The organism is Streptomyces sp. NPDC002520, from assembly GCF_053595235.1.
The window spans coordinates 717976-727870 of record NZ_JBSFXG010000001.1 but is presented as its reverse complement, the minus strand read 5'-3'; the positions used below and the strand labels follow the sequence as shown (position 1 = coordinate 727870).

Here is a 9895-nt window from a genome sequence, read left to right as displayed (position 1 = left end):
GAAGTACTTGAACAACCGTGCAGAGAACAGCCATCAGCCCACGAGGCAGCGCGAGAGGGCTATGAAGAACTTCCGCTCAACGGGTGCGGCGCAGATATTCCTCGCCGCGTTCTCAAGGATCTCGACACTCTTCCGGCCCCGCCGGCATCTGATCACAGCGAGTGACTACCGTGCCGAGATGACCGAACGATTCCGTCTCTGGAAGACCGTCACCGGCGCGGCCGCGCAGGCCTGAGCACCGTGCCCGGCACGGAACCCGAGCGCCATCAGTACGCCACAACTCACCTGCCCCACACGCAACTTGACAAGGCCCTCGTGAGCCGTGACCCGGCGCCACCGACACCGGCCCAGGCAATCGCCCGCCTGCGCAGCGAGGAGATCACCCTGACCTACGACCCCGCGGCCAGGACCCTGACCGCGAACACACCCCAGGCAGAAAGGAACACCATCAGCTGACCAAACCCACCACTGAAACGTCGGCGAAGGGAGAGAAGCCGCACCGAAGGCACCGCAACGACGAACACCCGCCCCGGCCAAGAGCCGGAAACGGGTGCCGATTACCCCTGCCCAGAAACCGGGCGCCGTGGGGGAACTCTGTGTCCGAGGGGGGACTTGAACCCCCACGCCCGATAAAGGGCACTAGCACCTCAAGCTAGCGCGTCTGCCATTCCGCCACCCGGACCAGGTGTCTGTCGCCTTGCTCGGAGTGTTCCCCGCGGCGACATGAACAACAATACCAAGGTTTCGGAGTGCGTTTCACCTGCGTATCCGTCCGCCGGGCAGCGGACCGGACACGGAGAGTGTCCGGGCCGCGGGGCCTGAACGGCGCGCGATCACGCGTACGCGTGTCGTGAGGATCAGGGCATGAGCTGGTAGTCGGGGAAGTTCCCGGGAGGCCGCTCCCCTGCCGGGCCCTGGGTGACGGCGCGGACGAGGAGATCGCCGCCGACGAAGGCGCCGCGCCAGGAGGCGCCGAAGCCGCCGAACAGTTCGTCGCGGTCGCCGCGGGAGCGGGGGCGGCCGTGGCCGGTCTTGAAGGCGCGGATCTGCGGGGCGAGCCGGTCGAAGGTGGCCGGGTCGTCCGTGGACAGGGTCGCGACGAGCGCGCCGTTCGAGGCGTTCATCGCGGCCAGCAGTTCCGCCTCGGTGTCGACCAGGACGATGGTGTCGACCGGGCCGAAGGGTTCCGCGTGGTGCAGCGGGGAGGAGGGCGGCGGGCCCAGGAGGGTGACCGGCTGGACGTAGGCCGAGGTGTCCTGGCCGGGCAGGAAGCGCGCCTCGTCCGGCCGGCCGCGGTGCAGGGGTACGGCGCCCCGGTCGACGGCCTCGGCGACCTGGTCGGTGAGTTCCTTGGCCTTGGCCGCGTTGATCAGCGGGCCGAAGTCCAGGGCGGGGAGCGGGTCGCCGGGGTAGGCGACGGCCAGCGGGTGGCCGACGCGCACGGTGCGCACCGCCGGCAGGTAGGCGGCGAGGAAGGAGTCGAACAGGGAGCGCTGGACGACGAAGCGCGGGTAGGCGGTGCAGCGCTGCTTGCCGTAGTCGAAGAGCTTGGGGATCACGGCGGTGAGCCGCTCCCAGTCGGAGAAGTCCCAGATGCCCCAGGTGTTGAGCCCCTCCTGTTCCAGGATGTGCCGTTTGCCGAGGTCGGCGACGGCGGTGGCGACCGCGGCGCCGGTGTCGCGGCCGCCGACGAAGGAGACACAGCCGATCTCGGGCGCCCGCACCAGCGCCCGGCTCAGCTCGCCGCCGCTGCCGCCGACCAGGGTGACGGGCACGCCTTCGCGGGCGGCCAGCGCCGAGGCGAGGGTCAGGCAGGCCACGCCGCCGTCGGTCGGGGTCTTGGCGATGACCGCGTTTCCGGCCAGGGCCTGGACGAGCATGGCGTGCACGAGCACGCTCATCGGGTAGTTCCAGCTGGCGATGTTGGAGACCGGCCCGTCCAGCGGGGCCCGGCCGGCCAGCATCCCTTCGATGCCGTCGGCGTACCAGCGCACCCCGTCGATCGCCCGGTCGACGTCGGCGAGGGCGAGCCGCCACGGTTTGCCGATCTCCCAGACGAGGAGCAGGGCGAGGAGTTCGCGGTGCGCGACGAGGGCGTCCAGAGTGGCGGCGATCCGGGCCCGCCGCTCGGGCAGCGGGACGTGCCGCCAGGCGCGGTGCTGGTCGAGGGCCGCGCGTACGGCGCGTTCGGCGGTGGCGCCGTCGAGGCGGGGTGCGCCGGCGATCGGGGTGCCGTCGACGGGGGTGGTCGCGGGGAGGGTGCGGCCGTCGGGGTGCCAGGTCGCACCCCAGAGGTTGAGGACACGGTCGTCCCGGAAGGCCTCGGGGGCCCCGGCCCGGCAGCGCTGCCAGGCGTCGGCGTAGGCGGTGCCGGGTTTCAGGGTCGGGACGGGGGGCGGGGGTGGTGTCGGTTCGGTTCCGTTCGGGGTGAGGGTGGGTGCCATGCGTCGGCTCCGCTCTCGCTGCACGGTCGGGGCGGGGAGGGTGGCAGGGGGGTGTGGTGGCCGGTGACGGTGAACGCATCGCGTCGGTGACGGTGAACGCATCGCGTCGGCCGTACTGAAGTGTCTGCGGACCAGCCGAGCCCTCTCAGTGGAGGTGCGGCTCGTCCGGTTCGGCTCCCCAACGGGCCTGCCGGAAGCGGGCGTTGTCGTCCAGGGTGATCTTGCCGTCGAGCGCGACGAGGTGTCCCTGGGTGGTGCGCACGAGCGGGTTGACCTCGGCCAGCAGCGCGTCCTCGCGGACCAGCACCTGCCACAGCCGTACCAGGACGTCGGCGGTCTGCGGCGGCAGTCCGGCCGCTTCGGCGATCTCGGCGGCCTTGGCGGCCTTGGCGGCCTTGGCGGAGGTGACGCCCCGGGCCGGGTCGACCGGCACCCGCGCCACGGCCTCGGGCCGGGCGGCGGCGACCTCCTCGATGTCCGTGCCGCCCTCGGCGGAGGCGATGGCGAGGAAGTGGCCGGCCGTGCGGTCGAGGACGTAGGAGACGTAGAACTCGCTGTCGATGTCGACGGGTTGGGCGAGCATGACCGCTGCGACCGTGTGCCCCTTGATGTCCATGCCGAGTATCTGGCGGGCGGTCAGTTCGGCGGCGGCCGGGTCGGCGGCCATCTTCACCCCGCCCGCCCTGCCCCGGCCACCGGTCTTCACCTGGGCCTTCACCACGACCCGGCCGCCCAGCCGCCGGGCGATCCCGCGTGCCTCCTTGGATGAGTCCGTCACCTCTGCCCGCGGCACCACGATGCCGTGTTCCTCGAGGAGTTCCCTTGCCTGGTGCTCGTACAGGTCCATTCCGGCTCCTGTCTTGAAAGTGCCGCACGCCCCCTGGACACCACCCCATCGGATGCGGGATAACAAGCTTCATACAGTATTCGTCGACTGTATGCAATCTACTGTCGACCGCATGCAGTGAGCCGTACACGGGAAGGGGATGCCGCACCGCACGACCGCGCACACCCCCCTGACCGTGATCCAGACCATGTACAAGTGAGGTGGCCCAATGACCGCAACGACCACCAAGGCGCTCGACGGCATTCGCGTCCTGGACATGACGCACGTCCAGTCCGGACCCTCCGCCACCCAACTGCTGGCCTGGCTCGGCGCCGACGTCGTCAAGCTGGAGGCACCGACCGGCGACATCACCCGCGGGCAGCTGCGGGACCTGCCGGACGTCGACTCGCTGTACTTCACGATGCTCAACTGCAACAAACGGAGCATCACCCTCAACACCAAGACCGAACGCGGGAAGGAGATCCTCACCGAGCTGATCCGGCGCTCGGACGTCATGGTCGAGAACTTCGGGCCGGGTGCCGTGGACCGCATGGGGTTCACCTGGGAGCGCATCAGGGAGATCAACTCCCGGATCGTGTACGCCTCCATCAAGGGCTTCGGCGACGGCCCGTACACCGACTTCAAGGCGTACGAGGTCGTCGCGCAGGCCATGGGCGGGTCGATGGCGACCACGGGCTTCGACGACGGGCCGCCGCTCGCGACAGGCGCCCAGATCGGCGACTCGGGCACGGGTGTGCACGCCGTGGCGGGGATTCTCGCGGCGCTGCTCCAGCGGGAGAGGACCGGGCGCGGGCAGCGGGTCAACGTGGCCATGCAGCACGCGGTGCTCAATCTGTGCCGGGTGAAGCTGCGCGACCAGCAACGCCTCACGCACGGGTCGCTGGCCGAGTACCCCAACGATGACTTCGGCGACGAGGTCCCCCGCTCCGGCAACGCCTCCGGCGGCGGCCAGCCCGGCTGGGCGGTCCGCTGCGCGCCCGGCGGCCCCAACGACTACGTGTACGTCATCGTCCAGCCCGTGGGCTGGAAGCCGATCACCGAACTCATCGGCCGGCCCGAACTCGCCGACGCCCCCGAGTGGTCGACGCCCCAGGCCCGGCTGCCGAAGCTGAGCAAGATGTTCCAGCTGATCGAGGAGTGGTCGTCCACGCTGCCCAAGTGGGAGGTGCTGGAGCGGCTGAACGCGCACAACATCCCGTGCGGGCCGATCCTGTCCACCAAGGAGATCATCGAGGACGAATCGCTGGCCGCCAACGACATGGTGGTGCGCGTCCCGCACCCCGAGCGCGGCGAGTTCGTCACCGTCGGCAGCCCGCTCAAGCTCTCCGACTCCCCCGTCGAGGTGACCTCGTCACCGCTGCTCGGCGAGCACAACGAAGAGGTGTACATCGGCGAACTCGGCCTTGGCGACGAGGAGTTGAGCCTGCTCAAGTCGAACGGGGTGATCTGACGTGATGGCCGAGGACCGGCAGTCGCGGGTGCGCGCCCTCCTGGACTCCGTACGGGCACAGGGGCGTACCGCGCTGACCGCACCCGAGGGGAAGGTGATCGCCGACGCGTACGGGATCGCCGTACCGGGCGAGGAGGTGGCCACGGACGTCGAGGAGGCGGTGGCGGCCGCGGCGCGGCTGGGCGGGCCCGTCGTCATGAAGATCGTCTCGCCGGACATCCTGCACAAGACCGAGGCCGGTGGCGTAGTCGTCGGGGTCGAGGGGGCGGCGGACGTCCGGGCCGCCTTCTGCAGGATCGTCGAGAGCGCGCGTGCCTACGACGCGGACGCCCGCATCGAGGGCGTGCAGGTGCAGCAACTGCTGCCCCAGGGACAGGAGGTGATCGTCGGCGCGGTCACCGATCCCACGTTCGGGAAGGTCGTGGCCTTCGGGCTCGGCGGGGTGCTGGTCGAGGTGCTGAAGGACGTGACGTTCCGCCTCGCGCCCGTGGACGCGGACGAGGCGCTGTCCATGCTGGACTCCGTCCGCGCGGCCGAGGTCCTGCGCGGGGTGCGCGGACAGGCGGGGGTGGACCGGGAAGCGGTCGCCGAGCAGATCCGGCGGGTGTCCCAACTGGTCGCGGACTTCCCCGAGATAGCCGAGGTGGACCTCAACCCGGTGATCGCCACGCCCAAGGCCGCGGTCGCGGCCGACATCCGGGTGATCCTCGCCGACAAGCAGCCGCCGCAGCGCAGGAAGTACACGCGCGAGGAGATCCTCACCTCCATGCGCCGGCTGATGGAGCCGTCGTCGGTCGCCGTGATCGGGGCCTCCAACGAGCAGGGCAAGATCGGCAACTCGGTCATGCGCAACCTCGTGGACGGCGGGTTCTCCGGGGAGATCCATCCGGTGAACCTCAAGGCCGATGACATTCTGGGCCACAAGGCGTACAAGAGTGTGACGGACGTTCCCGGTGAGGTGGATGTGGCAGTCTTCGCCATTCCCGCCGCGTTCGTGGCCGCCGCTCTCGAGGAGGTGGGACGCAAGAAGATCCCCAACGCCGTCCTCATCCCGTCGGGCTTCGCGGAGACCGGCGAGCTCGAACTCCAGGCGGAGATCGTGCGGATCGCCGAACGGCACGGCGTCCGTCTGCTCGGCCCGAACATCTACGGCTACTACTCCACGTGGCAGGACCTGTGCGCCACGTTCTGCACGCCGTACGACGTCAAGGGCGGTGTGGCGCTGACCTCGCAGTCCGGTGGCATCGGCATGGCCATCCTGGGCTTCGCCCGCACCACGAAGACGGGTGTGTCCGCGATCGTCGGCCTCGGCAACAAGTCGGACCTGGACGAGGACGACCTGCTGACCTGGTTCGGTGAGGACCCGCACACCGAGTGCATCGCCATGCATCTCGAAGACCTCAAGGACGGCCGGGCGTTCGTGGACGCGGCGCGCGCGACCGTGCCGAAGAAGCCGGTCGTGGTGCTGAAGGCGGGCCGTACGGCGGCCGGCGCGAAGGCGGCCGGCTCGCACACCGGTGCGCTCGCGGGCGACGACGCCGTGTACGACGACATCCTCCGCCAGGCCGGTGTCATCCGGGCGCCGGGCCTGAACGACATGCTGGAGTACGCCCGCGCCCTGCCCGTCCTGCCCACTCCCCAGGGCGACAACGTGGTCATCATCACCGGGGCGGGCGGAAGCGGAGTGCTGCTGTCCGACGCCGTGACGGACAACGGGCTGTCCCTGATGGAGATCCCGCCGGACCTGGACGAGGCGTTCCGCCGGTTCATCCCGCCGTTCGGCGCGGCGGGCAACCCCGTGGACATCACCGGGGGCGAGCCTCCGTCGACGTACGAGGCGACCATCCGCCTCGGCCTGGAGGACCCGCGCATCCACTCCCTGGTCCTCGGCTACTGGCACACGATCGTCACCCCGCCGAGGGTCTTCGCCGAGCTGACCGCGCGCGTGGTCGCCGAGTTCCGCGAACGGGGCATCGAGAAGCCGGTCGTGGCCTCGCTCGCGGGGGACGTCGAGGTCGAGGAGGCCTGCCAGTACCTGTACGAGCGTGGAGTCGTGGCCTACCCGTACACCACCGAGCGGCCGGTGGCCGTGCTCGGCGCGAAGTACCGGTGGACTCGGGCGGCACAGAGGCTGCGGGCCGAAGGCCCCCCAGGCAGGGCGGTGGCCGGAGACGGGCGGGAATCCGGGAGGCGGCGCATGAGGTGAGTGAGGAGGGGCCGGCCGACGGTGCGCGTCGGCCGGCCCCGGGACCCGAGCGCGCACGAAAGGCATTGACCAGGGGGCGCTGGCCAGAGCTTTCGACGCAAGGGGTGCTGAGCACATATGACAACGACCGACTATTCGGCGTCCGTCCCCTACAGAGAAGTGACGGATCGCCACGGCCGCGTGTACCGGATCGGCGAGTCCGATGTGGACATCATGGGCCGCTCACGCAAGTGGATGGTCATCCTGCCGTGGGTGGGCATGATGGGCATCAGTTCCGCCGAGTACGCGTTCACGTCGGCGGAGGACACGCTCCACGAGGCGCATCTGTGGAGCAGTGGGCACATTTTCTGGCTGATGGGCGTCTGGGTGTTCTTCCAGGCGGCCGTGGCCTTCCCGGCCGGGCAACTGCGGGAGAGCGGACGGCTCTCCGCGCGCACGGCCATGCTGATCGGCGCACTGGGCACCCTGCTGGGCTATGTGGCGCTGGCCTTCGCGCCGCACGTGTTCGTCGCCTATCTCGGCTTCGGCATGTGCAGCGGCATCGGTGCCGGCCTCGTCTACGCGACCTGCGTGAACATGGTCGGCAAGTGGTATCCGGAGCGCAAGGGCGGCAAGACAGGGTTCGTCAACGGCGGTTTCGCCTACGGGTCCGTGCCGTTCGTGTTCCTCTTCACCTCCGTGCTCGACCTGAGCAACTACGAGGTCGTGCTCTCCACGGTCGGCATCGGACTGTGCCTGATGGTGGCCTCCGCGGGCTGGTTCTTCAAGGACCCGCCGAAGAACTGGTGGCCGGCGCACGTCGACCCGCTGAAGGCGACCGACGACCCGAGGATCCGGCGGGCGCTGGCGAAGAACCCGCCGGCGATCAAGCAGTACACCCCGCGGGAGGCCGCTCGCACGCCGGTCCTGTGGATGATGTGGTTCTGTCTGCTGTGCACGGCCGGCATCAACATCTTCGGTATCGCCTTCCAGGTGCCGTTCGGCAAGGACATGGGCTTCGCGGGCGGGATCGTGGCCACCGCGATGTCCCTGAAGGCGATCGTCAACGGCACCGGGCGCGGCGTCATCGGCTGGATATCCGACCGGTACGGACGCCGCAACACGCTGATCATCGTGTGTCTCGTGCTCGGCAGCGCACAGTTCGGCGTGCTGGTCTCCGGCCAGATGGGCAGCATGCCGTTCTTCCTGTTCTGCTCCATGGTCTCCGGGTTCGGCGGGGGCGCGATCTTCCCGCTGTTCGCGGCCATGACGGCGGACTACTTCGGTGAGAACAACAACGCCTCCAACTACGGGATGGTCTACAGCTCGAAGCTGATCTCCGGCCTGGTCGGCTCCGGCCTCGGCGCGGTCGTCGTCGGCGAATGGGACTACCACGGCGCGTTCGTGCTCGCGGGCTCCATCGGCCTGGCCAGCGCGGTTCTGGCCCTCTTCCTCAAGGCACCGGGCAGGCCGAACGCCCGGCGCATCGTTCCCAACCCGCACCCGCTCGGCGAGGAGATGGCGTGACATGACCGCAGACCCGATGGCCACGAACACCACCGGCGCGGGCCGGCACCCCTACCGTGAAGTGACCGACGCGCACGGACGCGTGTACCGCGTCGGGGAGACCGACCGGGACATCCTCGGCCACTCCCGCAAGATCATGGTGTACCTGCCCTGGATCGCCATGATGGCGATCAGCGTCTTCGAGTACGCGTACGGCTCCGCGGAGGACACCCTGTCCCACGCGCACGGCTGGACGCAGTCGAACACCTTCTGGATCCTCAGCGTCTGGGTCTTCTTCCAGGCCGGCATCGCCTTCCCGGCGGGCTGGCTGCGGGAGAAGGGCATCCTCACCGCGCGCAAGGCGATGTACGCGGGATCCTTCATGTGCCTGATCGGATTCCTCGCCCTGTCGCATCTGGACAACGTGTGGCTGGCGATCCTCGGGTTCGGTGTGATCGGCGGCGTGGGCTCCGGCCTGGTGTACGCGACGTGCATCAACATGGTCGGCAAGTGGTTCCCCGAACGGCGCGGCGCCCGCACCGGTTTCGTCAACGGCGGCTTCGCCTACGGCTCCCTGCCCTTCATCTTCATCTTCAACTACGCCTTCGACACCGCGAACTACCACCGGGTCCTGGACCTGATCGGCGCCTACGTCCTGATCGTGGTGTTCGCCTCGGCGTTCTTCTTCAAGGACCCGCCGAAGAACTGGTGGCCCGCGGACATCGACCCGCTCACCTACTCCGCGGACGGCAGCAAGTCGCAGTCCCTCACCAGGAACCCGCCCGCCGTACGGCAGTTCACGCCCAAGGAGGCCATCCGCACCGGGATGCTGCCCCTGATGTGGATCTCCATCGTGATGACGGCCGGTGTGTCGATCTTCGGCATATCGTTCCAGGTCGACTTCGCCAAGGAGGTCGGCTTCGGCCCGCTGGTCGCGGCCTCCTCCATGGGTGTGATGGCCGTCATCAACGGCATCGGGCGCGGTGTCGTCGGCTGGATGTCGGACCGGTGGGGCCGCAAGCCGACCCTCGTGTTCGTCATCCTCGTCCTGGGTCTCGCCCAGTTCGGTGTGATCTGGGCCAGTGACGTCAAGAGCGAGTGGCTGTTCCTGTTCTTCGCGTTCCTCTCCGGATTCGGCGGCGGCGCGTTCTACCCGCTGTTCGCCGCGCTCACCCCGGACTACTTCGGGGAGAACTACAACGCCACCAACTACGGCCTGGTGTACAGCGGCAAGCTGGTCAGCGGCCTGTTCGGCGGTGGCCTCGGCTCCATGGTGGTCGGCGCCTGGGGCTACAACGGGGCGTACGCGCTGGCCGGTTGCGTGTCCATGGCGGCGGCTGCGATCGCCCTGCTGCTGCGGCAGCCGGGCCGTGGCAGCGGTACGGCGACGGTGGCGGTGCCACGCCCGCAGACCGCCTCCTGACGACCGCCCCGGGCGGCGCGTCGGCCGCGCGGTGTTCCCC

The 9895-nt window shown here is 69.5% G+C and carries 7 protein-coding genes, 1 tRNA gene and 1 pseudogene; 6 read left to right on the top strand and 3 right to left on the bottom strand.

Annotated features, from left to right (window positions below):
- Both ACWD5D_RS03050 and ACWD5D_RS03045 read left to right on the top strand, forming a co-directional pair.
- Nucleotides 1-235 (top strand): DDE-type integrase/transposase/recombinase (locus ACWD5D_RS03050; protein WP_451371007.1); only part of this gene is annotated, 235 nt, incomplete at its 5' end.
- 80 nt (nucleotides 236-315) lie between these two features.
- Nucleotides 316-456: a hypothetical protein gene (locus ACWD5D_RS03045; RefSeq protein WP_451371006.1), complete on the top strand. Its 141-nt coding sequence runs from the start codon at nucleotides 316-318 to the stop codon at nucleotides 454-456.
- A gap of 141 nt (nucleotides 457-597) precedes the next feature.
- On the opposite strand, the gene ACWD5D_RS03040 is transcribed toward ACWD5D_RS03045, so the two are convergent.
- The 3 genes and pseudogenes from ACWD5D_RS03040 to ACWD5D_RS03030 form a co-directional block, all read right to left on the bottom strand.
- A tRNA-Leu gene (locus ACWD5D_RS03040) sits at nucleotides 598-682 on the bottom strand.
- A gap of 175 nt (nucleotides 683-857) precedes the next feature.
- Nucleotides 858-2444: an aldehyde dehydrogenase family protein gene (locus ACWD5D_RS03035; RefSeq protein WP_451371005.1), complete on the bottom strand. Its 1587-nt coding sequence runs from the start codon at nucleotides 2442-2444 to the stop codon at nucleotides 858-860.
- Between the two features lie 169 nt (nucleotides 2445-2613).
- A pseudogene (locus tag ACWD5D_RS03030) lies at nucleotides 2614-3291 on the bottom strand (ATP-grasp domain-containing protein); the annotation flags it as partial.
- A 208-nt stretch (nucleotides 3292-3499) separates the two neighbouring features.
- Between ACWD5D_RS03030 and frc the strand changes: the two are divergent.
- From frc to ACWD5D_RS03010, 4 genes are all read left to right on the top strand, one after another.
- Entirely contained in the window at nucleotides 3500-4741 is a 1242-nt protein-coding gene (gene frc, locus ACWD5D_RS03025) for a formyl-CoA transferase (protein WP_451371004.1), read from the top strand.
- 4 nt (nucleotides 4742-4745) lie between these two features.
- Nucleotides 4746-6947 carry an acetate--CoA ligase family protein gene (locus tag ACWD5D_RS03020; protein WP_451371003.1) on the top strand — a complete coding sequence of 734 codons (2202 nt, stop codon included), beginning with the start codon at nucleotides 4746-4748 and terminating at the stop codon, nucleotides 6945-6947.
- A 117-nt stretch (nucleotides 6948-7064) separates the two neighbouring features.
- Nucleotides 7065-8453: an OFA family MFS transporter gene (locus ACWD5D_RS03015; protein WP_451371002.1), complete on the top strand. Its 1389-nt coding sequence runs from the start codon at nucleotides 7065-7067 to the stop codon at nucleotides 8451-8453.
- A gap of 1 nt (nucleotide 8454) precedes the next feature.
- Nucleotides 8455-9855, top strand: coding sequence for an OFA family MFS transporter (locus ACWD5D_RS03010; RefSeq protein ID WP_451371001.1), 1401 nt, complete (start codon nucleotides 8455-8457; stop codon nucleotides 9853-9855).
- Nucleotides 9856-9895 lie beyond the last annotated feature (40 nt).

What these genes read in the sequence shown, in the direction of transcription:
- ACWD5D_RS03020 (WP_451371003.1), top strand. Translation starts at nt 4,746, where the DNA reads ATGGCCGAGGACCGGCAGTCGCGGGTGCGCGCCCTCCTGGACTCCGTA.
- ACWD5D_RS03035 (WP_451371005.1), bottom strand. Translation starts at nt 2,444, where the DNA reads ATGGCACCCACCCTCACCCCGAACGGAACCGAACCGACACCACCCCCG.
- ACWD5D_RS03010 (WP_451371001.1), top strand. Translation starts at nt 8,455, where the DNA reads ATGACCGCAGACCCGATGGCCACGAACACCACCGGCGCGGGCCGGCAC.
- frc (WP_451371004.1), top strand. Translation starts at nt 3,500, where the DNA reads ATGACCGCAACGACCACCAAGGCGCTCGACGGCATTCGCGTCCTGGAC.
- ACWD5D_RS03015 (WP_451371002.1), top strand. Translation starts at nt 7,065, where the DNA reads ATGACAACGACCGACTATTCGGCGTCCGTCCCCTACAGAGAAGTGACG.